Annotated in this window: 26 protein-coding genes; 6 read left to right on the forward strand and 20 right to left on the reverse strand. The window is 50.2% G+C overall.

Translation table 11 applies throughout. The features are described from left to right. Positions 1–55 precede the first annotated feature (55 nt). The 7 genes from KU392_RS06260 to alr all read right to left on the reverse strand — a co-directional run bounded on the left by KU392_RS06260 (position 56) and on the right by alr (position 7,858). Complete coding sequence (locus tag KU392_RS06260; RefSeq protein ID WP_169295034.1) at positions 56–781, reverse strand: 3-deoxy-D-manno-octulosonic acid kinase; 726 nt, start codon at positions 779–781, stop codon at positions 56–58. Continuing rightward, positions 774–1,193, reverse strand: coding sequence for a group II truncated hemoglobin (locus KU392_RS06265; RefSeq protein ID WP_169295035.1), 420 nt, complete (start codon positions 1,191–1,193; stop codon positions 774–776). The genes KU392_RS06260 and KU392_RS06265 overlap by 8 nt, the downstream gene beginning before the upstream one ends. Then, on the reverse strand, positions 1,194–3,692 hold the full coding sequence (locus tag KU392_RS06270) for an ABC transporter permease (protein ID WP_246587357.1): 2,499 nt from the start codon (positions 3,690–3,692) through the stop codon (positions 1,194–1,196). 19 nt (positions 3,693–3,711) lie between these two features. Beyond that, the gene (locus KU392_RS06275) at positions 3,712–4,485 is read right to left on the reverse strand and encodes a sulfite exporter TauE/SafE family protein (protein WP_217734902.1); all 774 of its coding nucleotides are present in this window, start codon (positions 4,483–4,485) and stop codon (positions 3,712–3,714) included. Between the two features lie 21 nt (positions 4,486–4,506). Further along, a complete protein-coding gene (gene radA / locus KU392_RS06280; protein ID WP_169295037.1) occupies positions 4,507–5,868 on the reverse strand; it encodes a DNA repair protein RadA in 1,362 nt (453 codons plus the stop codon). Positions 5,869–5,948: 80 nt separating this feature from the next. Next, positions 5,949–6,656 carry an SDR family oxidoreductase gene (locus KU392_RS06285; RefSeq protein WP_217734903.1) on the reverse strand — a complete coding sequence of 236 codons (708 nt, stop codon included), beginning with the start codon at positions 6,654–6,656 and terminating at the stop codon, positions 5,949–5,951. Positions 6,657–6,709: 53 nt separating this feature from the next. Continuing rightward, on the reverse strand, positions 6,710–7,858 hold the full coding sequence (gene alr, locus KU392_RS06290; RefSeq protein WP_169295039.1) for an alanine racemase: 1,149 nt from the start codon (positions 7,856–7,858) through the stop codon (positions 6,710–6,712). Positions 7,859–7,957: 99 nt separating this feature from the next. Here alr and hpnC point away from each other — a divergent pair, with 99 nt between their 5' ends. From hpnC to hpnE, 3 genes are read left to right on the forward strand one after another with little or no spacing between them, the layout of a single operon-like run. Beyond that, positions 7,958–8,791 (forward strand): squalene synthase HpnC, encoded by an 834-nt coding sequence (gene hpnC, locus KU392_RS06295; protein WP_169295040.1) that lies wholly within the window; start codon positions 7,958–7,960, stop codon positions 8,789–8,791. A gap of 4 nt (positions 8,792–8,795) precedes the next feature. Continuing rightward, positions 8,796–9,668 carry a presqualene diphosphate synthase HpnD gene (hpnD, locus tag KU392_RS06300; RefSeq protein WP_169295041.1) on the forward strand — a complete coding sequence of 291 codons (873 nt, stop codon included), beginning with the start codon at positions 8,796–8,798 and terminating at the stop codon, positions 9,666–9,668. Then, positions 9,655–11,007 carry a hydroxysqualene dehydroxylase HpnE gene (hpnE, locus tag KU392_RS06305; protein WP_169295042.1) on the forward strand — a complete coding sequence of 451 codons (1,353 nt, stop codon included), beginning with the start codon at positions 9,655–9,657 and terminating at the stop codon, positions 11,005–11,007. Before hpnD ends, hpnE begins: the two co-directional genes overlap by 14 nt. On the opposite strand, the gene KU392_RS06310 is transcribed toward hpnE, so the two are convergent. The 6 genes from KU392_RS06310 to alaC form a co-directional block, all read right to left on the reverse strand. After that, the gene (locus KU392_RS06310; RefSeq protein ID WP_169295043.1) at positions 10,997–11,446 is read right to left on the reverse strand and encodes an RrF2 family transcriptional regulator; all 450 of its coding nucleotides are present in this window, start codon (positions 11,444–11,446) and stop codon (positions 10,997–10,999) included. The genes hpnE and KU392_RS06310 overlap by 11 nt on opposite strands. After that, complete coding sequence (locus tag KU392_RS06315) at positions 11,443–12,687, reverse strand: NnrS family protein (protein WP_169295044.1); 1,245 nt, start codon at positions 12,685–12,687, stop codon at positions 11,443–11,445. Before KU392_RS06315 ends, KU392_RS06310 begins: the two co-directional genes overlap by 4 nt. Positions 12,688–12,788: 101 nt before the next feature. After that, positions 12,789–13,172 carry a fluoride efflux transporter CrcB gene (gene crcB, locus KU392_RS06320; protein ID WP_169295045.1) on the reverse strand — a complete coding sequence of 128 codons (384 nt, stop codon included), beginning with the start codon at positions 13,170–13,172 and terminating at the stop codon, positions 12,789–12,791. Between the two features lie 111 nt (positions 13,173–13,283). After that, on the reverse strand, positions 13,284–14,693 hold the full coding sequence (gene thrC, locus KU392_RS06325; protein WP_217734904.1) for a threonine synthase: 1,410 nt from the start codon (positions 14,691–14,693) through the stop codon (positions 13,284–13,286). After that, positions 14,690–16,000 carry a homoserine dehydrogenase gene (locus tag KU392_RS06330; protein ID WP_169295047.1) on the reverse strand — a complete coding sequence of 437 codons (1,311 nt, stop codon included), beginning with the start codon at positions 15,998–16,000 and terminating at the stop codon, positions 14,690–14,692. Before KU392_RS06330 ends, thrC begins: the two co-directional genes overlap by 4 nt. Then, entirely contained in the window at positions 15,997–17,184 is a 1,188-nt protein-coding gene (gene alaC / locus KU392_RS06335; RefSeq protein ID WP_169295048.1) for an alanine transaminase, read from the reverse strand. The genes KU392_RS06330 and alaC overlap by 4 nt, the downstream gene beginning before the upstream one ends. Positions 17,185–17,431: 247 nt before the next feature. Here alaC and KU392_RS06340 point away from each other — a divergent pair, with 247 nt between their 5' ends. From KU392_RS06340 to KU392_RS06350, 3 genes are read left to right on the forward strand one after another with little or no spacing between them, the layout of a single operon-like run. Next, a complete protein-coding gene (locus KU392_RS06340; protein WP_217734905.1) occupies positions 17,432–17,884 on the forward strand; it encodes an Mth938-like domain-containing protein in 453 nt (150 codons plus the stop codon). Further along, positions 17,885–18,361 carry a peroxiredoxin gene (locus KU392_RS06345; protein WP_169295050.1) on the forward strand — a complete coding sequence of 159 codons (477 nt, stop codon included), beginning with the start codon at positions 17,885–17,887 and terminating at the stop codon, positions 18,359–18,361. A 59-nt stretch (positions 18,362–18,420) separates the two neighbouring features. Continuing rightward, on the forward strand, positions 18,421–20,142 hold the full coding sequence (locus KU392_RS06350) for a PhoH family protein (RefSeq protein ID WP_217734906.1): 1,722 nt from the start codon (positions 18,421–18,423) through the stop codon (positions 20,140–20,142). Between the two features lie 115 nt (positions 20,143–20,257). Here the strand turns inward: KU392_RS06350 and KU392_RS06355 are convergent, their stop codons facing one another. The 7 genes from KU392_RS06355 to dxs all read right to left on the reverse strand — a co-directional run bounded on the left by KU392_RS06355 (position 20,258) and on the right by dxs (position 26,303). Continuing rightward, the gene (locus KU392_RS06355) at positions 20,258–21,649 is read right to left on the reverse strand and encodes a replicative DNA helicase (protein WP_169295052.1); all 1,392 of its coding nucleotides are present in this window, start codon (positions 21,647–21,649) and stop codon (positions 20,258–20,260) included. A 183-nt stretch (positions 21,650–21,832) separates the two neighbouring features. Further along, positions 21,833–22,288, reverse strand: a complete 456-nt coding sequence (rplI, locus tag KU392_RS06360; protein ID WP_169295053.1) for a 50S ribosomal protein L9 — start codon at positions 22,286–22,288, stop codon at positions 21,833–21,835. 16 nt (positions 22,289–22,304) lie between these two features. Beyond that, entirely contained in the window at positions 22,305–22,580 is a 276-nt protein-coding gene (gene rpsR, locus KU392_RS06365) for a 30S ribosomal protein S18 (protein WP_169295054.1), read from the reverse strand. A gap of 76 nt (positions 22,581–22,656) precedes the next feature. Next, entirely contained in the window at positions 22,657–22,980 is a 324-nt protein-coding gene (gene priB, locus KU392_RS06370; RefSeq protein ID WP_169295055.1) for a primosomal replication protein N, read from the reverse strand. Positions 22,981–22,997: 17 nt separating this feature from the next. After that, positions 22,998–23,378 carry a 30S ribosomal protein S6 gene (rpsF, locus tag KU392_RS06375; RefSeq protein WP_169295056.1) on the reverse strand — a complete coding sequence of 127 codons (381 nt, stop codon included), beginning with the start codon at positions 23,376–23,378 and terminating at the stop codon, positions 22,998–23,000. 247 nt (positions 23,379–23,625) lie between these two features. Beyond that, positions 23,626–24,423 (reverse strand): GTP cyclohydrolase FolE2, encoded by a 798-nt coding sequence (gene folE2, locus KU392_RS06380; protein ID WP_169295057.1) that lies wholly within the window; start codon positions 24,421–24,423, stop codon positions 23,626–23,628. Between the two features lie 11 nt (positions 24,424–24,434). Then, on the reverse strand, positions 24,435–26,303 hold the full coding sequence (gene dxs / locus KU392_RS06385) for a 1-deoxy-D-xylulose-5-phosphate synthase (RefSeq protein ID WP_169295058.1): 1,869 nt from the start codon (positions 26,301–26,303) through the stop codon (positions 24,435–24,437). Positions 26,304–26,308 lie beyond the last annotated feature (5 nt).

Raw genomic sequence — 26,308 nt, forward strand, 5'->3', positions numbered from 1 at the left:
AACAGTGTAAAAAAAAAAGAGAATCATAAATCATTTAAAAAGAAAATGATTTTTTTTATTGGTTTTTTATGTAAAACCGGCGCAAGTGTTCCCAAAATACCAAACCTGGCTGCCGCAACACTTTTTCAAGGGAACGTTTCAGACGATTCAGGTTATCGTCACATAATGAAGCGGTCATGACAAGCTGCCGTCCCTTGTCAAAATCAATTAACCATGCTTTGTTATTACCATCCACCAAAATATTGAACGCATTGAGATCGGCATGCCACACGTTGGCCTGATGCATAAGATAAATACTGTCCGCACAGGCTCTGGCCAGTTCACTAAAATCAGCACTTGCCGGCATATCTTTCAAGACACTGGCCAGGGGCCGGGTATCGGGCAACGTTTCAGTAATTAATGCAGCCTGGTAAAAACAACAAAAACGGGTATAGCCGGCAGCAACCACCCTGGGCACCGGCAAACCCCGGGCATGCATGAATTGCAAAAGCCTGAACTCGGCAAATGAACGGGTATTTTCCGCCCCGCTCCAGACATAATGCGACTTGTTCAGACGAGCCACCAGCCCACCGCGCCGATACTTGCGCAACACCCCGTTTCCCCAGCGGTCATGCACAAACCAGGCCGCATTGCGTCCCCCTGCACTGACCGGCCGGGCACGGTCCGCATAAAAACCGGGGTCAAACACACGCATGTCGGGTTCAATGGCAAATGCGGCATCATAAAGCATCCCGCTTTTGCCAACGTTAACCCGGACCGCTTGCCCTGACGTTTCAGTCATCCCGGTTTCTCATCCAGTCTGCCACACCATAAAAAGACTGCAACATGCGATCCATGATGGGTTCCGGAATGTTTTGGTCCATCATTGCCCTGCCCATACAAATCACCCACTGGTCACGTTCAACCGAACCGATGGAAAAAGGCATATGCCGGGCTTTAAGACGTGGATGCCCAAATTGTGAAATATAACGGTCGGGCCCGCCCAGATAACCGCTCAGGAACAAAAACAGCTTTTCCCGGGCATTATCCAGAGACTCACCGTGCGTTTGCCGCAGTTCCTTGAAATCGGGTTCAAGGTCCATCAAGTCATAAAACCGCTCAACCAACTCTTTAAGACCTTGCTCACCGCCAATCTGATCATAAAAACTAACCGTACGATCCAGTGGCTCAACCATGGGTTGCACACGTATCATTTAATCCATACTCCGTAAAACCTGCAAAGGAGGCGTTGTTTTAACACCCTTCAAGGCCATTTTACCCCCTAATGATGAAGCAGCAACCCCAACCAGCACACCAACCAGCCATGGCCAGTAATTCAGACTGATGGTAAAGTCAAAAACGTAGTAGGCCAGCAGGCCGGCAATCAAAACAGCGGCCGTAGCTGCCAACAAGCCGGCAAACAAACCAATAATCAACAATTCGAGACGCTGTGCCTGATCCAGCTGTCCCGATGTCGCCCCCAGCGAACGCAATACCGCTGCTTCATAAATGCGCTCATCGTAAGTCGATAAAAAAGCGGCAATCAACACGACCACGCCTGCCAGAAAAGTGAAGATGAACAATAATTGTACGGCCAGGCTTACCTGTGAAAGCACCGATTCAAGTTGAGTCAATATACCGGAAACATCAAACACCGTAATGTTGGGAAACTGGCTCACCAGTTCCTGTGTAAACAGCGGCAAGTCTTCAGGCAAATAAAAGGAGGTAATCCAGGTGGCGGGCTTGCCCTCAAGCAATGAGGCGGACAGAATCGCAAAGAAATTAACCTGCATTGAATCCCATTTGACCGTTCTGAGGCTGGTGATTTTGGCTTCCACCAATTGCCCGGCCACATCAAAGGCCAGGCGGTCATTTAATTTAAGCCCCAGGGTGTCAGCCAGTTCCTGCTCAAACGATACTTCAGGCATTGCCTGATTCAGCCACTTTCCCTGGGTGATGGTATTGCTTTGTGGCAGCCCGTCAAGGTAAGACAGGTTGAATTCGCGCTGCACCAACCGACGGGCTCTTTCTTCGGTGTAATCAGCCGGTGAGATTTCCTGGCCGTTGATTTGCACCAGGCGTCCTCGTACCATGGGCTCCAGCGATGGCTTGGCCAACCCCCTGCTTTCAAAAAACGCCTGCACCGGCTGGCGCTGGTCTTCCTGAATGTTAATCAAAAAACGGTTGGGTGCGTTATCGGGCAAGGTGTTACGCCAGCCATCAAGCAAATCAGTCCGGATCAGGCCAAGCAAAAGAATAATCATCAGCCCCAGCGCCAGCGAACATATCTGCACAATCGTCATTTGTTTGCGGCTTACCATACCGGCCAGCGCAAAACGCAAGACCGGTTTGTGCATCAGGCGCTTGCGCAGCGCCCCCACCAGCAAAACCAGCCCCCAAGAAAACAGGCCAAAAGCCCCCAAAGCCAGCAAGAAACCGACCCCGACGATCAGAGCCAGCACAAAACTTTTGGCAAACCACCAAAGCAGGGCCAGAAACACCACACCGCCCAACAGGTAAGCACCTGTTTTACCCGCTGACAACAATTGCAAATCCTGACGAAGCACTTTAAGCGGAGGCACCCTGCTTAGCTGCAATAACGGTGGCACAGAAAAACCAATGAGCAGGGCAACCCCCACAATGGCCGCCTGGAAAGCCGGCAACAAAGTGGCTGCTGGCAACTCGGTTTGCAACAGAGGCATCAGAAAGTAAAGCAGGAAGTAATGAAACAAATACCCCAGAGCACTGCCTGCCAGGGCGGCAAACACGGCCACCAGCAAAAACTCCAGCAGCAGAATTTGCCTTACCTGGCGACCTGTGGCGCCAATGGTCCTCATGACAGCCACCCCATCCTGGTGTCGCCGGGTAAAGCGGCGCGACCCCAGGGCAATGGCCACGCAGGCAATCAAGACCGTTAACAGGGCCACCAGAGCAAAAAACTGCTGGGCCCTGTCCAGGGACTGTCGCACCTCGGGTCGTACGGATTCGGTGCCTCGTATTTGCTGCCCCTTGGCAATCACCGTTTCCAGCCATTGACGATAATTGGCCACGACATTGCCATCACCCGCCACCAGCAATGCATATTTGATCCGGCTGCCCGGTGCAATCAGACCGGTTGCCGCCAGGTCGTCGGCATTCAACATAAGCCTTGGGGCAATGTTTACAAACTGCAAGCCCTTATCGGGCTCACTCTCGATGATTTTCTCAACCCTGAACGTTTTATTGCCCAGTTGCACCGTCTGTCCGGGCAATACGTCAAGCTGCAGCAATAATTGCGCATCAGCCCAAACGGTTCCGGGTTCAGGCGCCTGGCGCACGCTTTCAATGGACGATTCGTGTCCCACCTTCAGTTTCAGGGTTCCCCGCAAAGGATAGGCGTCGCTCACGGCCTTGACAGAAGCCAGCCGGGTTTGATCAGCAGCGCTCACCATAGAAGGAAATTGCCAGGTTTGTGCCACTGACAAGCCATCTTTCCGGGCGCGCTCAAGCAAGTCTTGCTGAACCGGCTCATCGGATTCCAGCAACAGGTCTGCGGCCAGCATTTGTCCTGTGTCCCGTTCCAGGGCCCGTGACACCCTGTCAGACAGGAAACCCACGCTACTGACGGCAACAATGGCAATAATCAGTGCAAGAAACAAAAGCTTGAGCTCACCGGATTTCCAGTCACGCTTGAAGGACACCCAGGCAAGTCGCCCGTTTAACATTCTTTTCATTGCCAATTTTCCCAATCGTTTATTTTGTCATCAACAATGCCACGGTGAAAAAGAGTACCAGAGAGAAAATTCTTTTCAGGTGCACTTCAGGCAGGCGGTACGCCAGCTTTACCCCATATTTCACCACGAACATGCCACCGATCGCCATACTTGACCCTATGACCCAGTCGGTATTGCCCCCCCAGGCATAGGTGCCCAACGCCACACAACTGCCCGGCACAATCATGGCCAAGGCCATGCCCTGTGCCGCTGTTTGCCTGAAACCATAATACATGGTCATGACCGGTACGATAATCAAAGAACCCCCCACCCCAAAAATACCACCAATCAGGCCCGAACCCAGCCCCAGCCAGACAGAAGTGGAAAGCTTCAGTTTGGTGGCAGCCCCTGCCTGATGGGTTGAATGCTTTTTGCTTTTCCCCGGCAGAGTCTGCCACACGTACAGCAACGCAATCAGGGCAAGAAAAATGGCAAACAAACGACTCAACAGAACGGGATCAATATCCTGGGCCAGGATGGCCGCCAGATTGGTCGCGATCATATTCACCACCACGGCAATACTCACGCTTTTGAAATCGATTCTGTTGCTTTGATGATAACTTCTGATCGATAGCAGCACATTGCTGACAATCATGACCAGCGCTGTTCCCTGGGCCAGTTGCTGGGGCATATCAAACAGAAGCACCAGCATGGGAATGGCGATCAACCCTCCCCCGATGCCCACCATGGCCCCCACAAAACCAATGCTGGCCCCCAACAGCAAATACAAGGGAATACTCGCCAACCAATCCACCCGTGACTCCTTTTTCCGGTTTTATTTTATAAACTGCAACACTTCATCAAGACGGGAAACCGGCCAGATTTCCAGCCCCTCAATTGCCTGCCTGGGTGCATTATGTTTGGGTATTAGCGCAATACTGAAGCCCAGTTTGGCGGCTTCCCTGAGACGTTCCTGCCCACGGGTGGCGGGACGAATCTCACCAGCCAAGCCCACCTCACCAAAAACCAGCAAGCCTTGTGGCAAAGGCTTGTTTCTTAGTGAGGAAATAATCGCCAGCAACACGGCCAGATCAGAGGCCGTTTCGGTAATCCTTACCCCGCCCACCGCATTGACAAAAACGTCCTGGTCAAACGTGGCCACCTGGGCATGCCGGTTAAGCACCGCCAATAACATGGCCAGTCTGCCGCCATCAAGCCCCAGCGACAAACGACGTGGATTGGGTACATGGGCGGTATCCACCAGCGCCTGTATTTCCACCAGCAAGGGACGGCTTCCCTCTTGCGTGGCCATCACACACGTGCCAGGCACATTGGAAGCATGCTGGGAAAGGAACAGTGCCGAAGGATTATTGACACCTTTGAGCCCTTTATCGGTCATGGCGAATACGCCCAATTCATTGACGGCTCCAAACCGGTTCTTGAAAGCCCGAATCAGCCGATAGGAAGAATGGTGTTCACCCTCAAAATACAAAACCGTATCAACAATGTGTTCCAGTACCCGGGGGCCTGCCAGCGTACCATCCTTGGTGACGTGCCCGATCATGATAATGGACACGCCGGTTTGCTTGGCCAGACGGGTAAGCTGTGCGGCACATTCACGTACCTGCGATACTGAACCGGGCGCAGCACTCAAGGCCCCTGAAAACAGGGTTTGAATGGAGTCAATCACGGCCACCTGGGGCTTTTCTTCCTGCAGGGCCCGCTGAATGGTTTCCAGCTGGATTTCAGCCAGCAACTTGACATTGCTGGCATCAAGATCCAGCCGTTGCGCCCTTAACGCCACCTGTTCCGCGGACTCTTCACCGGTTACGTACAACACTGAAACAGCCCGGGACAGCATGGCCAGTGCCTGCAACAAGAGCGTGGATTTGCCGATTCCGGGATCTCCGCCAATCAGAACCACCGAGCCCGGCACCAGCCCGCCACCCAACACCCGGTCAAACTCTGCCAGCCCTGTGGGCTGCCGGGGTGTTTCCCGTACTTCGATGTCAGACAGCATCCGCACCGGTGCAGATGAAGCCAGATGGGAAAACCGGTTGGCGACCGCCGCAGATACAGGCTGCTCAATAGTTTCCTGCAAGGTATTCCAGGCACCACAGTGCGTACACTTGCCCTGCCATTTACTGCTGATGCCACCGCATTCCTGGCAGACATACACTGTTTTTGCTTTTGCCATGAATTTGGCCTTTTCCTTTTATGATTTACATTACCGCCTGTTTGAAACAGATAAGCCCTGGCAACGGCCAGGTTTTAACGTTACAGGCTTTTTCCCCCATCAATTTGCAATACCTGACCGGTAATAAAGGCGGCATCAGGAGACAACAGAAACTGCACCGCTGCGGCAATTTCCTCGGGGCGTGCCAAACGTTTAAGCGGAATTTCTGCCAGCAATTTTTTTTCTTTTTCACTACCTACCGGGTAACTTTCACGCAACAGCTGCGTTTCTACCGGACCAGGTGAAATGGCATTGACCGTAATGCCATAATCGGCCAATTCCAGGGCCCATGTTTTGGTACAGCCCACCAGGGCCGATTTGGCCGCGGAATAACTGGTTTTACCCGCAGAACCTTGACTGGCAATACTGGCAATATTGATAATCCGTCCTTCCTGACGTTGTTTCATGACATCAGAAAAAGCCTGCACCACCTGAACCGCCGAACGAACATTAAGATCATAAACCTGGTAAAACGAAGCCAATGAAATCTCTCCCATCGCTTCAGGCTGAACAACACCCACATTATTGACAATGGCATCAACAGGATATTTTTCACGGATCATGCGCAAGACGTCTTCGGTCTGGCCGGCATCACTCAAGTCACATTGATACAAAAAACCCGGAAAATCGATTTCATCCACATGGCGGGCCAGACCAATGACATGGGCTCCAGCATCACTCAGGCGTCTTGAAATTGCCCAGCCAATACCTTTGGTTGCCCCAGTTACCAGGACACATTTGTTCTTCATCCGGTTTTCCTTATATTCACATTCCGGTCTATTTTACTAGATTCGGACGCATTCTATTCTTCCAGTTCAACAGGCACTCGTTTTGCCAGCGCACACATGAGCTCATAGGAAATAGTGCCCGCATGACTGGCCACTTCATCAATGTGCGGGCCATCTTGCCCCCATAAATTGACCCAATCGCCTTCCCGTGCACCGGGAACAGGATCAAGGTCTACCGTCAGCATGTCCATGGAGACACGGCCGATAATTCTTGTACGCACCCCATTGACCATTACCGGTGTACCCGTTGGAGCATGCCGTGGATAGCCATCGGCATAGCCACAGGCTACCACACCCACACGGGTATTTTGGGTGGTTGTAAATGTGGCGCCATACCCGACTGACTCACCCTTTTCCAGGTGCTGCACTGAAAGCAGTTTTGCCTTTAAGGACATGGCCGGACGCAAGCCGAATGCCGTCGCGGTTTCTGTGGGCGTATCAAAAGGAGATGCGCCATAAAGGCAAATACCCGGCCTGACCCAGTTTTCCCTCTCATTGAGAGCAAGAGACGGATAGCGCAACGTAGCAGCAGAATTGCACATGCTAAGCGCCCCGGGCAAGCCATCAATGGCCTGCTTCATAAGTCGGGCAGGTTCATCGGTGGCTCCTGGCTGGCCATCGGCACTTGCAAAATGCGACATAAAACCAATCTTGCCGACCCTGCCCTGCTTTTGCAAAGCCAGTAAATCCTGAAAGCGGGCGGCACAATCAGCGGGACGGAATCCCAAACGGTTCATGCCCGTATTAAGTTTGAGGAAAACATCAATAGGCTTGCCTGCCGGCATTTTCTCCAGCATTTTAATTTGCGCAATATGATGAATACTGGTCGTGATATGGTTTTCCTGCAAATACGGCAAATCCGCCTGTTCAAAAAAACCTTCAAGCATTAATATTTTTTTGTACCAACCCTGTTCGCGGCAACGAACGGCATCATTCAAGTCAATCATCGCCAGGCCATCAGCCAGTCCGAACCCCTTAATGCCATTTTCAAGCCCGTGCCCATATGCATTTGCCTTGATAACCGCCCAAATGAAAGGTGGCCCGAACAACTTTCCGGTTGTTTCCTGACAGCCCTTGCGGGCCACCTGCAGATGATTGCGAACAACCTGCAAATTATGTGAAAGTGCCGGCAAAGATATGGTTGCACGGATGGGACGAGGCATTTGCATTACTCCAGTTTAAAAATACAGCACCCAGCCCCAAATTATAATCACTCCTGCCACTTATAATCACCCCGATGCAATTATTTTACGAGTCCCTGAATGTCTGTTGACCATTATGAAAACTTTCCGGTTGCCTCTGCCCTGATCCCGGCAGCATTAAGACCCGCCATCCATGCGGTTTACGCGTTTGCACGCAGTGCCGATGATATTGCCGATGAAGGTGATTTGAATCCGGCCGCTCGACTGGAAAAACTTCAAGCCTACAGGACTGCGTTACGAAAAATACAACAATCTGGCAACCCGGATGATTTTGGTTCAAGCGAATTAAATCAGGTGTTTATTCCCCTCGCGACCATTATCCGGCAATATCATTTGCCCATATCCGCCTTCCAGGATTTACTCACTGCCTTCGAATCGGATGTCCGTTTCATGCCATTTGCCAATCAGCAGGCGCTGCTTGAGTACTGCCGGTTTTCTGCCAATCCCGTAGGACTGTTAATGCTGCATATTTACCAGGCAGTCAGCGAAGAGAATATTGTCTTTTCCAATCAAATCTGCACGGCGCTGCAATTGGTTAATTTCTGGCAGGATATTGCCATTGACCTGAATAAAAACCGGGTTTATTTGCCCCAGGACAGCCTGCATCAACACAACATCACTGTACAAAACCAGGCATCTGAAAAGATAACCCCTGAGTGGATCGGATTAATGCGGGAACAAATCGCATTTACCCGTACAATGATGCTTGCCGGTGCGCCACTTGTCAAAAACCTGCGCGGACGCCTGGCCTGGGAAATGCGCATGATTATTCAGGGTGGATTGCGCATTCTGGAAAAAATCGAAAACGTCAACTATGATGTTTTCAACCAGCGACCCGTATTGAAAAAACCTGATTGGGCCATTATTTCATGGCGTGCTTTAACTCATTTTTAACATCATGACTCCAGACGAATACTGCCAGGATAAAACCAACAAAAGCGGATCCAGTTTTTATTACGCTTTCCTGTATCTGCAACCTGAACCCAGACGCGCCATAACCGCCATCTACGCCTTCTGTCGGGAAGTTGATGATATCGTTGATGAGTGTTCAGATCCCTCATTGGCCCGGGTCAAACTGGGCTGGTGGCGCAATGAGATTGCCAATCTTTATAAACAAAAACCCGAGCATCCCGTGACTAAAGCCCTGGCGCCTCATATCGAGCCTTTCAAGCTGCCACAGGAAAACTTTCTGGCCATTATTGATGGCATGGAAATGGACCTTGACCAAAGCCGCTATCTGGACTGGGCAGGCCTGAAAAAATATTGCTGGCACGCCGCCAGTGTCGTGGGACTGTTATCGGCCCGGGTTTTTGGTTTTCACAATCCCCAAACCCTGCAATATGCGGAAAAATTGGGCCTGGCCTTGCAAATGACCAATATTATCCGTGATATCGGCGATGATGCCCGTCGTGGACGTATTTATCTGCCCATTGAAGACTTGCAGGCTTTTAACGTCAAAGCCGCCGACATTCTTAACAGCAATTACAACGACAACTTCAAAAAACTGATGGCCTTTGAAGCCAATCGTGCCCGCCAGCTTTATAAAGAAGCCTTCAGCCTGTTACCGGAAGAAGACCGCCGCGCTCAACGTCCAGGTATTATGATGGCCGCCATTTACCATGCCTTGTTAAAAGAACTCGAGCATGAGCAATGGAACATTCTGGACCAGCGTATCAGCCTGACACCCATCCGGAAATTTTTCATTGCCTGGAAAATCTGGATCAATGGCGGCAAAATATTTACCCGTGACATGCGTAATGCCACCCCTTGATACCCCCAATCAAAAAAGTGTAGCCGTTATCGGTGCCGGTTGGGCGGGCCTGGCTGCCGCGCACACCCTGCAGCAACACAACATCAGGGTCCACGTCTTCGAACAATCGCACACCCTGGGTGGACGTGCCCGTAAAGTACACTCCCGTAAACTGGGCAGAACAATTGATAACGGGCAGCATCTGCTAATTGGGGCTTATTCAGAAACCCTGGCACTGATGCAGGCACTGGGCCTGGATGAAAAAGAACAGTTCCTGAGACTGCCCCTTGATATTTCAACTTTAAATCAGGATTTCAGACTTTGCCTCAAGTCAGCCTTACCCGCACCACTGGATTTTCTGCTGGCCCTGCTAGGAGCCAGAGGCCTGCCCTTTACGGATAAATGCAAGCTGATCCGTGCACTGATAAGTCTAAAAAGGCAAAAATGGCAGGTTCCCCAGGCACAAACCGTTGGCAACTGGCTAAGGCAGGAAAAACAAACGCCTTTTCTTTATCAGGCATTTTGGGAGCCGCTTTGCATTGCCACGCTGAACACGCATACTGACAAAGCCAGCATGCAACTGTTTGCCCGTGTCTTGCAGCACAGTACCGATGCCGGCAAACAGGCCTCCGACTTCCTGATACCAAGGGTGGATCTAAGTGCCTTATGGGCAGAAAAGCTCAGCGCTGAGATTACGATTGCTTACGGTAAAAGCATACAATCCATACAAATGACGTCTACCGGTTACCAAATAGATGGATGGGATGTCGAAGGGGTGATTCTGGCCACGCCTCCCACACAATGTGCCAAAATCATGGCTTCCCTGCCCGGCAGTGAAAACCAGCCCGCGCTCATGAAAGCACTGCAACAGTTCAGCTTCAATCCCATTCTGACCATTACCCTTGAGCTGGAAAAAAACTGGGACTTGCCCTTGCCACTTTATCTGCTTAAAACAGACAATCCGCAACAAGACCCGGGACAATGGCTATTCATGCGCTCACGCTTCATGAAAGATACAAGCAAAAGTGCACGACCCGAAATTACCATTGTTATCAGCCAGGCCAGTGAATGGCTGGACAAGGACAAAACGGAAATTATCCGACTGGCAATTGAACAGCTTGCCAGACAGGCCCCGGCAAACCTGCCCTTGCCTGGCGTTACTGCCTGGGACATCATTACCGAAAAAAGGGCCACCTTTAGCGCTGAGCCGGGCCTGCAGCGCCTGCCAAACCCCACTGCCTGGCCAGGTTTATATCTGGCTGGCGACTGGACCGACACCGGTTTTCCAGGGGTGCTTGAAGGTGCTGTCAAAAGCGGACAACTTGCAGCCCGACTTTTGGCACAACACCTTACTTCATGAAATTGACAATTTTCTCCAGGGGCTCGTCTACGGCTGACCCACTGGATTTGAGAATATCAGCCAGTGTGTATTTGGCAAAACAGGCAATAAATGCATCCAGCGCTTCTTGCATCACGTCCGTCAAACCGCAATAGGCCCCAATATTGCAAGTATTGTCACTGCCGAAACACTCCACCAAATAAAAATCCGGCTCAACCGTTTTAATCACTTCAGCCAAACAAATTTCTTCCGGCTGTTTGGCCAGCTTCATGCCTCCGCCTTTACCTCTTATGGTTTCAATCCATGCCAACTGACTAAGCTGGTGCGTGATTTTCATAAGGTGAGGTTCTGAAATATGATAGGCCTTGGCAATTTCCTTAATGGTACAAAGCCTGTCCGAATGCATGGCCAAATACAAAAGCATCCTGAAAGCATAGTCTGTTCTAACCGTCAGCCTCATTTTTTCTCCATGGGTTTAATCAGGCCGCCTTTATCAAAAGCCTGGTCTGCGCGGGGCCGCGTCAGAATGGGTACAAACTGCCAAAGATAGAAACCAAAAGCCAGTATCCAGGCAAGCCCTGCCACATGCAGCAAAGACTGGGTATAAGCCGACGGGTACAAGGCTGCCAAACGGCTGATAGTGGCCACGAGCACCAGCACGTAACTGCTGACCATTAAGCGGCTTGCCTTTAACGGGTGTCCGGTATGTCCCAGCGCAGTACGGGTTAGCATGCCAATAATCATGATAGAAAACCCGCCCATACCAATAACGTGAATATACGCGGCAGGACGGACCATGATGGAAGGACGGATACCGGCAAAATACAAGGCGCCCATTACCAGACCCAGACCCAGGAAGAAATAAGCCAGATACAACACCCAAAGCAGGGGTTCACCCAAGACTTTGGAAGGCTTCCATTGGATAACCTGGACAATCGCAATGATACCGGCAATGCCGATAAACAACGCCATTACTTTGGGCAAGGCAACAAGCCCACAGAAAATCGCAATCCCACAGGCAATTAACTGGTACAGCCCGGAACGGGTATGCATGGGAATCTGCAAGCCCTGAATTTTACGGGTGGCAAAAAATGGCACGACACGACGGGCAATTAACAGGGCAATCAGCACCATAAACAGAATGCCGACTTCAAAAAACGACATCAGCACATCCAACTTGCCCTGATAATAGGTAAGCAGAAACATCAGATCCATTATGCCAAGACCCAATACAGCCCATGGTAAGGCATAGTTGCGTTTGCTTTTGGCTTTCAGGATCACCCTGAACAGACAAATGGCCGATACCAGGTAAAAAGAAAACTCATATAGCATACCGGTGAAAAACATGCTATCGCCCGGAATCATAAAAGCAACACGGGCAATGAGCCAGGTAAGGGCAAGAATGGCCAGCGGCATGCCTTTTATCGGATTGGAGCCGGTCCAGGTTGCACTGGCAGTCAATAAAAAGGCAACCGCGATGGTACCCACAAAGGCCCACAGCATTTCATGGGCATGCCACCATATTCCATTTAAAGTGCCCAGCAAAAATTGCGGGGTATATATCCACAGCAAAATAGAAATCAGTGCCCAGGCTGCACCGGCAATATATAAGGGCCGAAACCCCAACGACAGGAACGCCGTCATCCGGGTTTCGGGCTTTTTGGTTTTGCCGGGTGGAGAGATGGAAATAAGTGTACTCATGTATTGACCCTGTTTAACGTCATCATCACTTTATAAGATACCTATTATATATACCTTATAAGAAAAAAGCTATTCTTGTGATAGAAGTACACAATAAACACTTATTTGAATAACTGAACCAGCCACATCCCCAGTGCCGTCAACAATAAAGTGCTGCCCAGGCTGATACCCATATAGGCACCCGCCCACAACAATTGTCCTTTAAGTAAAAACTGCAAGGTTTCTGCCGAGAAGGTGGAGAAAGTGGTTAATCCCCCCAGGAATCCGGTCACCAGAAACAGTCTTACCCATAATGGGGTCTGCTCGTTGAAAGAAAAAAAACCAATCAGCATACCAATGAACAAGCCACCCAGACAATTGGCCAACAAGGTTCCCCATGGCCAGGACTCCTGATTAAGGGCTATCCCCAGCAACCAGCGCAACACGGCACCAAGGGCGGCACCGGTGGCCACTGCAAAAAAATTACCGGCAGTAAACAGGATCATGACTTAATAGCGATAGGATGAATGAACGATATTAATGAGGGTACAGCTTGCTGATATGCAGAAATGAGAGCACAGATAAACAAGGGCACCGAAGTGCCCCTGAAATATAACTTACAACTGTACATGTTCCTGAATATATGAACGAACCAGTTCAACATTACAGTCCATGACAGTGACTTTCTGCGGCAAGTCAGCCAATCCTTTCAGGTGCTCGGGAACCGGTGCCGGCTGGCCAATCGCCTCCTGAATGGTCTCACTGAACTTGGCCGGCAGGGCTGTTTCAAGAACCAACATGGGAATACCTTCTTCCTGGTACTGACGGGCCACTTTTACGGCATCAGCCGTATGCGGATCGATCAGCACACCTTCCTGCTCGTAAACCGTTTTAATGGTTTGCAGACGATCTGCATGAGAACTTTGACCACCCACAAAGCCGAATTTATCTTCAAACAGGGGTTTAAGATCGCTCAGGTCAAATGAACCGTTACGCTCGAGAGATTCCCACAAGCCCTTGACCTTGCTGGCATCCTGACCGACGAGATCATAAACAAAACGCTCGAAATTGGAGGCTTTGGAAATATCCATGGATGGGCTGGAAGTGGCAAAGGTTTGCTCGGCAGAACGGGGCTTGTACACTCCGGTTCGGAAAAATTCTTCGAGAACATTGTTTTCATTGGTGGCCAGCACCAGACGACGTACTGGCAAACCCATACTGCGGGCAATGTGCCCCGAAAGGATATTACCGAAATTACCGGAAGGCACCGCAAAGGAAACCTGTTGGTCATCCTGGCTGGTGGCACGCAGCCAGGCCCAGAAATAATAAACCACCTGTGCCGAAATACGGGCCCAGTTAATGGAGTTTACTGCACCAAGATGATACTTTTCCTTGAATTCAAGGTCTGAGGCCAACACTTTGACGATATCCTGGCAATCATCAAAAACACCACGCACGGACAGATTATGGATATTTTCGTCTTGCAGGGAATACATCTGCGCACGCTGAAAATCACTCATCCGCCCATAGGGGGACAACATGAAAACCGAGATCCCTTTTTTGCCGCGCAAAGCATATTCAGCCGCAGAGCCCGTATCACCAGAGGTGGCACCCAGAATATTGATGGTGGTGTTTTTACGCGCCAGCACATATTCAAACACCTGACCCAGAAACTGCATGGCCATATCCTTGAAAGCCAAAGTGGGGCCTTCAGAAAGACCGATCAATGTCATTCCATTGGCAAGTGGCTTGAGCGGGACAATAGCTTCACTGCTAAACACCTGGCTGTTATAGGCCGCGTGAGTCAGCCTGGACAGGTCCTCTTCAGGAATATCGGTGATAAACAGTTTCAGCACCTGGGTAGCCAGGTCTGCATAGGAAAGATGTCGCCAGGAAGCAAGCGTTTCACGGCTTACCTGGGGCAGACTTTCTGGCATGGCCAGACCACCGTCACGGGCCAGACCCTCTAGCAGGATTTCAGAAAAAGGAAGGGCTGCCATCCCACCACGGGTAGAAACATATCTCATGATAGATTTTCCAGTCGGATACGAGTTACAGAAGAATGGACAAAGCCAAGGTTTTCAATCATGCGAATGGCGTCAACCACATTGCCCTCGCGCGCTTCATGCGTAAGGATAATAATGGCCGCACTGCCCTCTCCTTTTTGCTCCTGCACCATGGAGTTGATGGAGATGGATTTATCTGCCAGGATACGAGTCAGATCAGCCAGCACGCCAGGACGGTCTTCAACGGTAAACCGCAAATAATAAGAAGTCCTGATTTCAGCAATGGGAAGAATATCAAAATCGGCCAATGCATTGGGCTGGAAAGCCAAATGCGGCACCCGGTTTTCAGGATCGGAGGTATGCATGCGGGTAACATCAACCAAATCCGCCACAACCGCAGATGCCGTTGGCTCGGCACCGGCACCGGCACCGTAATACAGGGTTTCGCCAATGGCATCACCCTTGACCAGCACCGCATTCATGGCGCCTTCCACATTGGCAATCAGTTTGGTGGCAGGCACCAGGGTTGGATGCACCCGCAGCTCGATGCCATTGGGACGACGCTTGGCAATGCCCAACAGCTTGATGCGATACCCCAGGCGCTCGGCATGGCTGATATCTTCCTGCTTCAGTGCGGTAATGCCTTCCACGTAGGCCTTGTCAAATTGAATGCGGATACCAAATGCCAAAGAGGCCAGCAAAGTCAATTTATGTGCGGCATCGATCCCTTCCACATCGAAGGTGGGATCGGCTTCGGCGTAACCCAGGCGTTGCGCCTCGGACAGGACGGTTTCAAAGGGCAAGCCACGCTGGCGCATTTCACTAAGAATGAAATTGGTGGTGCCATTGATAATACCGGCCACCCACTGGATACGGTTGGCGGTTAAGCCCTCACGAATCGCCTTGACGATGGGAACCCCACCAGCCACGGCCGCTTCAAAGGCAACCATGACACCCTTCTTGCTGGCTGCGGCAAAAATTTCATTGCCGTGCATGGCCAGCAATGCCTTGTTGGCTGTTACCACGTGCTTGCCATTGGCAATGGCCTGCATGACCAGCTCACGTGCCAGGGTTTCGCCACCAATCAGCTCAACCACAATATCAATCTCGGGATCGCTAACCAACCCCATCAGATCATCATCAACCGGCAAAGCTTCGCCAAAGACGGCTTTTGCCTTGGAGGGTGTGCGGGTAGCCACACGCACGACTTCAATATCGCGACCGGCACGACGGGCAATTTCTTCAGCATTACGGGTTAACACTGAATAGGTCCCACCGCCCACTACACCAAAGCCCAGCAGGCCTACCTTAATTGGCTTTAAATTCATTTGAGATACCCGTCCTTCCTGAACATGTCCTTGATACCGCGTATAGCCTGGCGAGTGCGTTGCTCATTTTCGATCAGGGCAAAACGGACGTAGTTGTCACCATACTCACCAAAACCGATACCGGGAGAAACCGCCACTTTGGCCTCGGCCAGCAATTTTTTGGAGAATTCCAGTGAACCCAAGTGCTTATAAGGCTCGGGGATCTCGGCCCATATATACATGGAGGCCTTGGGAACTTCAACCATCCAGCCAGCCTCATGCAAGCCCTTGCATAAAACATCACGACGCTTCTGATACTGGGCAACCACTTCCTTGACACAGTCCTGGGGACCTTCAAGCGCGGCAATGGCACCCACCTGGATGGGTGTGAAAGTACCATAATCATGGTAACTTTTCATACGTGCCAGGGCACTGACAATTTCCTCATTACCCACCATGAATCCAATACGCCAGCCGGCCATGTTATAGCTTTTACTCATGGTAAAGAACTCTACTGCCACGTCTTTGGCACCAGGCACCTGCATAATGGAGGGTGCCACATAGCCATCGAAAGTAATATCGGCATAAGCCAGGTCGTGCACAACAATAATGTCATGCTCCTTGGCCAGCTTTACCACGCGCTCAAAAAACGGCAAATCCACGCATTGTGCGGTTGGGTTGCTGGGAAAGCCCAGAATCATCATTTTGGGCTTGGGAATGGATTCACGCACCGCCTTTTCGATTTCCTCAAAGAAGTCGGTGCCGGGTGTCATGGGCACGGAGCGGATATTGGCACCCGCAATGACCGCACCATAAATATGAATGGGATAACTGGGGTTGGGCACAAGAACGGTATCGCCACGATCAAGAGTCGCCAGCATTAAATGTGCCAGACCCTCTTTGGAACCAATAGTGACAATCGCTTCCTTGTCGGGATCAAAAGAAATTTGATAGCGATGTAAATACCAGTCGGTGATGGCCTTGCGCAAACGCGGAATCCCCTTGGAAACCGAATAACCATGCGTATTGGGTCGTTCGGCCGCCTCTACCATTTTCTTGACAATGTGCTCGGGAGTGGGGCCGTCCGGGTTACCCATGGACATATCGATAATATCTTCGCCACGCCGGCGCGCCGCCATTTTAAGCTCTCCGGTGATATTGAAAACATACGGAGGAAGTCGCTCTATACGTGGAAAATGCCTCATGGCCAACACCTTTTTAAACAAAAATAAATAAAACGCAATAAAACCTATTAATCTAGCGCATATGAACTGCATGATCAAATAGTTTTGGGCGGTTAGGTAAAAATTTGTATAAAAACATCTTTTTTCCATTTTAATGCAGGAATAGATCGATAATCACATAACAGGCATTCAATTGCCATGATGTCCGTCCAGCCATCACAAACATGAAATATAGATAGAATATGATTAGTACGCATAAGGAGAAAAAGTGCAATTACAGAAAGTTGAACGCTCTGCTTTGAATACCGTTACGCGATATGGTGACAATCATATTGATGTTAACGATATCCGCTATGAAAACGCCATCTGTTTCAAACCCGAGGGTCCAATAAACACCTGGCCGGTCACAAAAGTTTCGGACATCACGACCGAGTTGCTGGAACTGGCTGCCGGTGTGACTGCCAAACACGCCAGTGCCCTGGATTTTCTGGACGATAACGCCCCTGCCTCTTATGATAATGCCCCTGATATCCTGCTTGTTGGAACCGGTGCAAAACAGGTGTTTATTTCACCCCAAATACTGGCTCCCTTATTAAAAGCCGGAATTGGCATTGAATGCATGGATTCACAGGCTGCAGCACGCACCTATAATGTGTTAATGTCAGAAGGACGCAATGTTGCCGTCGCACTAATGTTGAACGAAGACAAAGGAAATAATTGAATGAGTGATTTACCCGTTGTGGGAGAAAAAGCACCGGCATTCAAGGCGGAAAGCCATCTGGGGCCCATTGACCTGAATGCACTCAAGGGCAAAAATGTCGTCCTGTATTTTTACCCGAAAGACAACACGCCCGGATGCACCGTTGAAGCCCAGGACTTTCGTGACCGATATGAGCAGTTCCAGGCGTTGAATACGGAAATTATTGGTGTTTCACGCGACTCCCTGAAAACACACACCAATTTCAGTAACAAACATGAATTGCCCTTCCCCCTGATTGCCGATCCTGAAGAGCAATTATGTACGCAATTTGGTGTCATGAAACTGAAGAACATGTATGGCAAACAGGTCAGGGGCATTGAACGCAGCACCTTCCTGATCAACAGCCAGGGAATTCTGGTGCAGGCGTGGCGCGGCCTGAAAGTACCCGGCCATGCCGACATGGTACTTGAAGCCGTCAAGGACATTGCCACCCACTAAGCCAACCCATTTACTGCATGCCTGTGCATGCAGGCAAACCCGGAACAAGAGTATAACGAATGCCACTACCCAAGTTGCCTACGAAACCTGCCGATACGATTGATATTAGCACCATCGCCACACCCAAACCCAGGGCAACCGCCACGGCAGCCCGTGCACGCCCCAAAGCCAGTGCCACCAAGGCCACGGCTGCGGCAACCGAAGTCGTGGCTGATGTTGCCCAAGCAGCAAAAACCTCACGCCCGGCCACCACAACCGCCGCCGGTAAAACTGCAACCAAGAGCGTGAGCGAAAGCGTGGAAAGCAAACAAGCCGCGCCAGGCACCACCAAAACCACGGCAACAAAAAACCAGGCGACAAAAAAAACAACCCGCAAAACAACAAACACCGCCACTACGGAAACCAAAAAACTGTTTGTACTCGATACCAATGTATTGTTACACGACCCCTCTTCGCTGTTCCGTTTTCAGGAGCACGATATTTTCCTGCCCATGATGACCCTCGAAGAGCTGGATCATCATAAAAAAGGCATGACTGAAGTTGCCCGTAATGCCCGGCAGGTCAGCCGCTCCCTGGATGCCCTGGCGGCCGAAACCGACGATATCCTGCATGGCATGAGGCTGGATGTCTTGGGCAATAAGGATGCAACCGGCCTGCTGCTGTTCCAGACTTCAAACATGGAAAGCGATCTGGGCATCAGCCTGCCCACCGGCAAGGCTGACAATATGATCCTGAGTGTCGTGCAAACCCTGCAAAAGCAACACCCCAAACGACAGGTCATTCTGGTCTCCAAAGACATCAACATGCGTCTGAAGGCACGCGCCCTTGGCATGGAAGCCGAGGACTACCTGAACGACCACTCACTTGAAGACTCAGACCTGCTGTACGATGGCATTATGCAATTGCCGGCCAACTTCTGGTCTCGGCATGGTAAAGATGTGGAATCCTGGATGCAAGGAGGCACCACCTACTACAAGATCAAAGGGCCGCTGTGCCCCGAATTCATTATCAATGAATTTGTATATCTTGAAGGCGACACCCCTTTATATGCACAAGTCAAGGAAGTGAGCGGTAAAACCGCTGTGTTAGCCACTTTGCGCGACTACACGCATAAAAAGAATAATGTCTGGGGAGTCACGGCACGCAATCGTGAACAGAACTTTGCCCTCAATCTGCTCATGAATCCCGACTGTGATTTTGTTTCTCTTCTGGGCCAGGCAGGCACAGGAAAAACACTTCTTGCATTGGCATCAGGGCTTACACAGGTACTTGAAACAAAACGTTATAGCGAAATCATCATGACCAGGGTCACTGTTCCCGTGGGTGAAGACATTGGCTTTTTGCCCGGAACTGAAGAAGAAAAAATGCAACCCTGGATGGGCGCCCTTGAAGACAACCTGGAATTCCTGAATTCCGGCATTCACACAGAAGCCGGTGACTGGGATCGCAGCGCCAGCAAAGAATTCATCAAATCGCATATCAAGGTCAAATCGCTTAACTTCATGCGTGGACGCACTTTCCTGAATAAATTTCTCATTATTGATGAGGCCCAGAACCTGACACCCAAACAAATGAAAACCCTCATTACGCGGGCAGGTCCTGGCACCAAGATTGTGTGCCTGGGTAATATCGCCCAAATTGACACCCCTTATTTAACCGAAGGCAGTTCAGGACTGACCTATGTGGTGGACCGCTTTAAAGGATGGTCCCATTCAGGGCATGTCACCCTGCAAAAAGGTGAGCGCTCACGCCTGGCCGACTACGCCAGCGATGCACTATAGGAAATAATTGCACCCCTGAATTATTATTGTGGTATAAAAATAAAACCTGCGATCTTTCGTTCGCAGGTTTTATTATGGGTACCCAATTCTGCTGCCACCCATATTTCAGGCAGGCTTAATCCGCAATAAAGCTGTCACCGGAACCCATATAATTAAGAAACTTGGTGCTTTCACCGGCAAAGGTCATTTTCACGGTACCGATAGGTCCATTCCGCTGCTTGCCAATAATGATCTCGGCCGTCCCCTTATCCGGGGTTTCCGGGTGATAAACCTCATCACGATAGATAAACAGAATTAAATCGGCATCCTGCTCAATCGCTCCTGATTCACGCAGGTCACTCATGATGGGTCGTTTATTGGTTCGCTGTTCAAGACTGCGGTTAAGCTGGGACAACGCAATCACCGGACAGTTCAGCTCACGTGCCAGCCCCTTCAAAGAGCGACTGATTTCAGAAATTTCAGCTGTCCTGTTTTCGTTCTTGCCACCACTGCCGCTGCCTGACATCAACTGCAGGTAGTCGATAATAATTACGCCCAGTTGGCCGCATTTACGGGTAAGCCGTCGGGCACGGGCACGAAGATCAATGGGGTTCAAGCCTGGCGTTTCATCGATGAAAATCTGCGCATTTTGCATCAACTGCATGGCATGGGTGATTTTTGGCCAGTCATCGTCCAGCAGGCGCCCGGTACGCATACGTTGCTGATCAAGACGCCCCACCGAGCCCAGCATACGGGCCGCCAGCTGAACCGCGCCCATTTCCATGGAAAAAACCGCCACCGGCAAGCCCTGGTCAATAGCCACGTGCTCACCAATATTCATGGAAAACGAGGTTTTACCCATGGATGGACGGCCCGCAACAATAATGAGATCGCCGGGGTGCATGCCAGAGGTTTTCCGATCAAGATCCACAAATCCGGTCGGTACACCCGTCACATCCGAGACATTGTCGCGATGTGCCAGTTCATCGATCCGATCCACCACATCAATCAGCAACTTGCTCATTTCATGGAAATCATTCTCGCTGCGGGTACCCTCTTGAGCGATCTTGAAAATCCGGGCCTCTGCCTCATCCAGTAACTGACGCGCTTCCTTGCCTTTGGGGTTCAGGGCCTCGGAGGCAATTTCATCGGCAATACTAACCAGTTTTCGCAACATGGCCCGTTCGCGGACAATTTCCGCATAACGCCGAATATTGGCAGCCGAAGGCGTATTCTGGGCCAAGGCATTCAGATAAGCCAGACCACCTATTTCCTCTGCCTTGCCTTCGGTTTCCAGGGATTCGTAAATAGTGACGACGTCTGCCGGCCTGTCCAGGTTTATGATTTTACAGACATGACGCCAAATGACACGATGATCATGACGATAAAAATCATCTTCACTCAGAATATCCGAAATATACTCAAGTGCCGAGTTATCCAATAACAAACCACCCAGCACCGACTGCTCGGCCTCTATGGAATGAGGAGGCAGGCGAAGTGATTCAATTTGAGGGTCGACTACATTCATGCTGTTTACAATATGGGACGTGTTGAACGATGCGCGCAAAGCTTGCGCGTAAAGAAAGAAGATGCAAAATACAAGGATAATAAATACAAGGATAATATTATCCGATGCAACCTCCAAGTATATACGTAAAAAAGCCGGCTATTGCCGGCTTTTACAAGCTTGACAGTTTTAAAAAGCTGTCTGTTAAGCCATATCACCTTGAACTGCAACGGTGATTTCAGCATTAACGTCTGCATGCAGGTGAACCTGAACAGGATACTCTCCAACAGCTTTCAGGGCACCATCCAGCAAACGAACCTGTTGTTTCTCAACAGACTCAAAACCGGCAGCAACCAGGGCGGCAGCAATATCCATGTTGGTAACAGAACCGAACAGACGACCGTCCACACCGGCTTTCTGGTTGATGGTCAGGACAAAACCGTTCAGTTTTTCACAAACAGCTTGTGCAGCTGCCAGTTTTTCAGCCTGTGCTTTTTCCAGTTCTGCACGACGTGCCTCGAACTCTTTCAATGCGGCTTCTGTCGCGCGGCGGGCTTTTTTCTGAGGGATCAGGAAATTGCGTGCGTAACCGTCACGAACACGAACAACCTCACCCAGGTTACCCAAATTGCCGATTTTTTCTAGCAAAATAACTTGCATGATTAATAATCCTTAATTATTTGTGGTTGTCAGTGTATGGAAGCAAAGCCAGGAAACGGGCACGCTTGATAGCTGTATCAAGCTGGCGCTGGTAGTTTGCTTTTGTACCTGTTAAACGGGCAGGAATGATTTTGCCAGTTTCTGTAATGAAGTCGCGCAGTGTATCGACATCTTTGTAATCGACTTCTTCAACACCTGCTGCTGTAAAGCGGCAGAATTTACGACGTTTGAACAATGGATTTTGCTGCGTGAATTTGCTGCGTTTGTCCTTGCCTTTTTTCATGAAAGCCATGATTTGTGCCTTTATTCGTGTGTGAGGCCTGGGCCTCGAATTCATAAAAGAGCTTTATGCCCTGAACTTAAGTATTTCAGACAGTAGGGTGAACCATTGCAACAGCATTTGATGGAAACTGGACGCTCTGGATATGCAGAATGACACGTCCGGAATTTTTACGCGCCTGAGCCAAAAAGCCCTTGACACGCACTTCACTTCCCAATGCAAGACCCGACATCACCATAGCGGTTTCTCCGAGTACTCTTGCATGAATGATCAACTCAATCATGCGTGGATGTGAAGCTTCAATGATTTCCGATTGATGCTGAAGCACAAGATCCAGTGCCGGCAAGCCCGCCGGTGTATGCCTTAACGGCTTGACCTCCAGTAGCCTGGCCTGCAATTGAACCTGGTTCACAAACAATAACCAGCTGATTACTCTTCGCTATCCTGCTCTGCAGATGACTCGGCAGTTGCTTTACGCGCTTCTTCACGCTCGACAGATTTCATCATGATAGATGCATCTGTGTGCGCTTTACTGGTTTTGATAACCAGGTTGCGTAAAACAGCATCGTTGTAGCGGAAAGAGTGTTCCAGCTCGTCAAGCGTTTCCTGGTTGCACTCGATGTTCATACACACGTAATGGGCTTTAACCAGTTTTTGAATTGGGTATGCCAACTGACGACGACCCCAGTCTTCAAGACGGTGGACAACACCATTGTTGCCCGTTACCAAAGCTTGATAACGTTCGATCATTGCAGGGACCTGTTCACTTTGGTCCGGGTGCACGATAAACACTACTTCGTAGTGACGCATAATAACTCCTTAAGGATATCTTGCCATTAACATAAATGGCAACTGACAGCCCGCCCATGCTTTTGCCACCCGATTCAATTCAAAAACACCAAATTAAACCCGCCACAAAGCATAAGTCGAGCAAGAAACCGTTAAATATAACATAATTCTTAAAAACAAACAAAAAATTATTCAGATTTCGTTCTGTTTTTAAATACCTGAAAAGGCCACCCACACTTTGTCGCAAACCCGCAACAAAGTGCGATCATCATCCTTCGATTACTGCGTAAGCCGAATGATTATGAATGGATTCAAAGTTTTCAGCTTCGATTTTATAGCGCCTGAGCTGGGGAATTTTCCGGATATTGGCTGCCACGTCACGAATCAGGTCTTCAACGAACTTGGGATTATCGTAAGAGTGTTCAGTGACATACTTTTCATCCGGGCGTTTCAACAAGCCCCACAATTCGCAGGAAGCCTGTTTTTCAACGGTTTTAATGACCGATTCCATCGTATACGCACTATCTGCAACCAGCTGAACGGTAATGTGTGAGCGCTGGTTGTGGGCACCATAAGCGGAAATGGCTTTAGAGCACGGACACAGACTCATGACCGGCACAACCACATTAAATTCGAACTCGACCTCATTGCCACGGGCAACCGCAAACCAGGTCACTTGGTAATCCATCAGGCTTTCAACGCCTGAAACCGGTGCACTCTTGTTAATAAAATACGGGAAAGAAACGGTCAGATCACCTTTTTCAGCATGCAACAAAGGCAGCATCTCGCGAGCCATGTCCTTGAAAAGCTCAATAGTCATGGCTTGTGAGCGATAGCGCTCAAGCAGCGCCACGAAGCGGGACATATGTGTCCCTTTTTCGTCTTCGGGTAAAAATACGGTAAGTGTCCATTCAGCAATGGTGGGCTGCACTGAACCATCAGCAGCCTGCACCAGCATGGGATGTTTTACACGTCTGATTCCTACGCGTTCAATTGGTATATGACGCAAGTCCTGGGAACTTTGCACGTCGGGCATCAACTCGTCCGAGCCAATCATGGAATTCATATATTAAAAACCTAAGTAATATTCAAAACGGATTTAAAACGTGCGTGGATTGATGCCTCGATTCCATCAGAATCAAGGCCCACACCCTTCAAAAGCGCAGCCTGATCACCGTGATCGATAAAACGATCAGGCAAGCCAAGCTGCAAAATGGGTTTACTGAGCCCAAACGCGCTCATAAGCTCAGCAACGGCGCTACCAGCACCCCCCATTACACTACCTTCTTCCAGTGTCACAAACACTTCATGTGACGCTGCCAACTGTTTGACCAGTTCTGCATCAATCGGTTTTACAAAACGCATATCAACCAGCGTTGCATTCAATTTCTCGGCAACCGGCAAGGCTGCATGCAGCAAAGGCCCAAAAGCCAGAATCGCCAGACGCGAACCCTCACGACGCACCACACCCTTGCCCAGTTCGACAGGATCAAGCGTGTCACTGACATTTGCTCCCGCACCTGCACCCCTGGGATAACGCACTGAGGCCGGCCCTTGATAGTGGTAACAGGTATTCAGCAACAACCGCGCCTCATTTTCATCAGAAGGAACGGCCACCACCATATTGGGAATGCAACGCAAAAAAGCAATATCATAGTTGCCGGCATGGGTGGCGCCATCGGCCCCCACCAGCCCCGCCCGGTCCAGGGCAAAAGTTACATCCAGATTTTGCAGGGCAACATCGTGAATCAGTTGATCATACCCCCTTTGCAGGAAGGTTGAATAAATAGCCAGGACAGGTTTAAGGCCTTCACAGGCGATACCGGCCGCAAAAGTGACCGAATGCTGTTCGGCAATGCCCACATCGAAATAACGGTTCGGAAAGCGTTTTTCAAACTCGACCATCCCGCTGCCTTCCCGCATGGCTGGCGTGATACCAACCAGCTTTTCGTCTTGCGAGGCCATATCGCACAACCAATGCCCAAAAACCTGGGTAAAGGTTTGTTTGCCCGGCTTGGCAGGTTTCTGGATACCCACTTCGGGGTCAAATTTGCCGGGTCCATGATACAGGATAGGGTCGGCCTCGGCCATTTTATAACCCTGCCCTTTTTTGGTAACCACATGCAGGAATTGCAAACCACCCATTTGGCGCAGATTTTGCAAGGTGGGCACCAGCGCATCCAGGTCATGGCCATCTATGGGACCCACATAATTAAAGCCGAACTCCTCAAACCAGGTAGCCGCCCCCAATATACCTTTGGCATGCCCTTTCATTTTACGGGCCATTTCCATGACCGGAGAAGGAAACTGCCCCAATACCGCCTTGCCTACACTGCGGGCTTCCTGATAAAGCGTCCCCGACAGCAACCTGGCCAGATACTTGTTAAGCGCCCCCACCGGAGGGGATATGGACATATCATTGTCGTTAAGAATAACCAGCAGATTAATGCCAGGGGTGACACCGGCATTATTCAACGCCTCGTAGGCCATGCCCGCCGTCATGGAACCATCGCCAATGACGGCAATGTGCTGACGCTCTATTTGCAGATTACGTGAAGCCACGGCCATTCCCAAGGCGGCCGAAATGGACGTGGAAGAATGGGCGGTACCAAAAGCATCGTATTCTGATTCGCTACGTTTGGGAAAGCCCGAAATACCACCTTCCTGGCGTAAATGTGCCATCCCCTCACGTCGCCCGGTAAGAATTTTATGCGGGTAGGACTGGTGCCCGACATCCCAGATGATCCGGTCATGCGGTGTATTAAACACATAGTGAAGCGCAAGCGTAAGCTCTACCGTTCCAAGATTGGACGACAGATGACCTCCCGTTCTGGATACCGAGTGAATAATAAAAGACCGAAGCTCGCTGGCCGCCTGCTCGAGCTCTGAACGGCTTAGTTTTCTGACATCATCGGGCGTGTTGAGCTTTTCTAGAAAATTTGACATTAATA

It is taken from the genome of Advenella alkanexedens (assembly GCF_019132845.1).
Taxonomy (GTDB): Bacteria; Pseudomonadota; Gammaproteobacteria; order Burkholderiales; family Burkholderiaceae_B; genus Advenella; species Advenella alkanexedens.

What these genes read in the sequence shown, in the direction of transcription:
- KU392_RS06260 (WP_169295034.1), bottom strand. Translation starts at nt 781, where the DNA reads ATGACTGAAACGTCAGGGCAAGCGGTCCGGGTTAACGTTGGCAAAAGC.
- KU392_RS06265 (WP_169295035.1), bottom strand. Translation starts at nt 1,193, where the DNA reads ATGATACGTGTGCAACCCATGGTTGAGCCACTGGATCGTACGGTTAGT.
- KU392_RS06270 (WP_246587357.1), bottom strand. Translation starts at nt 3,692, where the DNA reads ATGAAAAGAATGTTAAACGGGCGACTTGCCTGGGTGTCCTTCAAGCGT.
- radA (WP_169295037.1), bottom strand. Translation starts at nt 5,868, where the DNA reads ATGGCAAAAGCAAAAACAGTGTATGTCTGCCAGGAATGCGGTGGCATC.
- KU392_RS06285 (WP_217734903.1), bottom strand. Translation starts at nt 6,656, where the DNA reads ATGAAGAACAAATGTGTCCTGGTAACTGGGGCAACCAAAGGTATTGGC.
- alr (WP_169295039.1), bottom strand. Translation starts at nt 7,858, where the DNA reads ATGCCTCGTCCCATCCGTGCAACCATATCTTTGCCGGCACTTTCACAT.
- hpnC (WP_169295040.1), top strand. Translation starts at nt 7,958, where the DNA reads ATGTCTGTTGACCATTATGAAAACTTTCCGGTTGCCTCTGCCCTGATC.
- hpnD (WP_169295041.1), top strand. Translation starts at nt 8,796, where the DNA reads ATGACTCCAGACGAATACTGCCAGGATAAAACCAACAAAAGCGGATCC.
- hpnE (WP_169295042.1), top strand. Translation starts at nt 9,655, where the DNA reads ATGCCACCCCTTGATACCCCCAATCAAAAAAGTGTAGCCGTTATCGGT.
- KU392_RS06310 (WP_169295043.1), bottom strand. Translation starts at nt 11,446, where the DNA reads ATGAGGCTGACGGTTAGAACAGACTATGCTTTCAGGATGCTTTTGTAT.
- KU392_RS06315 (WP_169295044.1), bottom strand. Translation starts at nt 12,687, where the DNA reads ATGAGTACACTTATTTCCATCTCTCCACCCGGCAAAACCAAAAAGCCC.
- crcB (WP_169295045.1), bottom strand. Translation starts at nt 13,172, where the DNA reads ATGATCCTGTTTACTGCCGGTAATTTTTTTGCAGTGGCCACCGGTGCC.
- thrC (WP_217734904.1), bottom strand. Translation starts at nt 14,693, where the DNA reads ATGAGATATGTTTCTACCCGTGGTGGGATGGCAGCCCTTCCTTTTTCT.
- KU392_RS06330 (WP_169295047.1), bottom strand. Translation starts at nt 16,000, where the DNA reads ATGAATTTAAAGCCAATTAAGGTAGGCCTGCTGGGCTTTGGTGTAGTG.
- alaC (WP_169295048.1), bottom strand. Translation starts at nt 17,184, where the DNA reads ATGAGGCATTTTCCACGTATAGAGCGACTTCCTCCGTATGTTTTCAAT.
- KU392_RS06345 (WP_169295050.1), top strand. Translation starts at nt 17,885, where the DNA reads ATGAGTGATTTACCCGTTGTGGGAGAAAAAGCACCGGCATTCAAGGCG.
- KU392_RS06350 (WP_217734906.1), top strand. Translation starts at nt 18,421, where the DNA reads ATGCCACTACCCAAGTTGCCTACGAAACCTGCCGATACGATTGATATT.
- KU392_RS06355 (WP_169295052.1), bottom strand. Translation starts at nt 21,649, where the DNA reads ATGAATGTAGTCGACCCTCAAATTGAATCACTTCGCCTGCCTCCTCAT.
- rplI (WP_169295053.1), bottom strand. Translation starts at nt 22,288, where the DNA reads ATGCAAGTTATTTTGCTAGAAAAAATCGGCAATTTGGGTAACCTGGGT.
- rpsR (WP_169295054.1), bottom strand. Translation starts at nt 22,580, where the DNA reads ATGGCTTTCATGAAAAAAGGCAAGGACAAACGCAGCAAATTCACGCAG.
- rpsF (WP_169295056.1), bottom strand. Translation starts at nt 23,378, where the DNA reads ATGCGTCACTACGAAGTAGTGTTTATCGTGCACCCGGACCAAAGTGAA.
- folE2 (WP_169295057.1), bottom strand. Translation starts at nt 24,423, where the DNA reads ATGAATTCCATGATTGGCTCGGACGAGTTGATGCCCGACGTGCAAAGT.
- dxs (WP_169295058.1), bottom strand. Translation starts at nt 26,303, where the DNA reads ATGTCAAATTTTCTAGAAAAGCTCAACACGCCCGATGATGTCAGAAAA.